Source organism: Isoptericola sp. NPDC057391 (assembly GCF_042668085.1).
GTDB lineage: Bacteria > Actinomycetota > Actinomycetes > Actinomycetales > Cellulomonadaceae > Isoptericola.
The window spans coordinates 1-1,333 of record NZ_JBHVBO010000338.1 but is presented as its reverse complement, the minus strand read 5'-3'; the positions used below and the strand labels follow the sequence as shown (position 1 = coordinate 1,333).

Here is a 1,333-nt window from a genome sequence, read left to right as displayed (position 1 = left end):
GTCCGTCCCCTCTCTATCTCGGCGGGGAGCCCTCTCTATCTCGGCACTGACCGCCACTGTTCACCCCGCGTTCACCTGCTCCTGGGTCCCGAGCCACCTTGCGTGCCTAGCGTTCCCGACGAACGCCGGTACTTCGCCGGTGTCCCTCCGTGTGAACAGGATGGAACGAGACGTGAAGCTCAGCCGATTCTCCCGTGCTGGATCCGCCGTGGCGGTCGGCGCGCTGGCCCTGACCCTCGCCGCGTGCGGTTCGGACCCGGCCGCGCCGGGCGCGGCGTCCACCGGTGGCGCCGAGGAGGGCGGCTCGTCCCTCTCGGGCGAGCTCAGCGGCGGCGGCGCCTCCTCGCAGGAGTCCGCCCAGGAGGCGTGGCGCGCCGGCTTCCAGACGGCCAACCCCGACGCCACCGTCAACTACGACCCCGTCGGTTCCGGCGGCGGCCGCACCGGCTTCACCGACGGCTCGTACGCCTTCGCCGGCTCCGACGCCGCCCTGGACGAGGAGGAGATGGCGGCGGCCGAGGCCCAGTGCGGCGAGGGCGGCGTCATCGAGTTCCCCGGCTACGTGAGCCCGATCGCCGTCGCCTTCAACCTCGATGGCGTCGACTCGCTGAACCTCAAGCCGGAGGTCATCGCGAACATCTTCTCGGGCGAGATCAAGACCTGGAACGACGACGCGATCGCCGCCGACAACCCGGACGTCGAGCTCCCGGACACCGCCATCACCGTGGTGCACCGCTCCGACGACTCGGGCACCACCGAGAACTTCCAGGCCTACCTGTCCGAGGTCGCCCCGGACGCCTGGGCCCACGAGCCCGAGGGCGTGTGGCCCATCGACGGCCAGGAGTCGGCGCAGGGCACCTCCGGTGTCGTCGCGGCCGCGCAGTCCGGCGAGGGCACCATCACCTACGCCGACGCCTCCCAGATCTCCGACCTGGGCACCGTGGCGGTCGGCGTGGGCGACGAGTTCGTGCCCTACAGCGCCGAGGCGGCCGCCGAGGTCGTCGCGCAGTCCCCGCGGGCCGAGGGCAGCTCGGAGGGCGTGTACGCGATCGAGCTGAAGCGTGACGTCCCGGGCACCTACCCGGTCGTGCTGGTCTCCTACCTCCTGGCCTGCGGCACCTACGCCGACCAGGCGCAGGCGGACCTGGTCAAGGGCTACATGTCCTACGTCGTGAGCGAGGAGGGCCAGCAGGCGGCCGCCGACGCCGCGGGCTCCGCCCCGCTGTCGGCCGACATCCGCGACGCGGTGCTGCCGTCGATCGAGGCGATCGCGGCCGGCTGACCCCGACCGCAGGCCGCCGGTCGGGCCGTCGTCGAGTCCCTCGACGAGCCC

The 1,333-nt window shown here is 72.6% G+C and carries 1 protein-coding gene; it reads left to right on the top strand.

What is annotated here, in order from left to right:
* The first annotated feature begins 172 nt into the window (after positions 1-172).
* On the top strand, positions 173-1,282 hold the full coding sequence (pstS, locus tag ACFUVW_RS20850; RefSeq protein ID WP_430573201.1) for a phosphate ABC transporter substrate-binding protein PstS: 1,110 nt from the start codon (positions 173-175) through the stop codon (positions 1,280-1,282).
* Positions 1,283-1,333 lie beyond the last annotated feature (51 nt).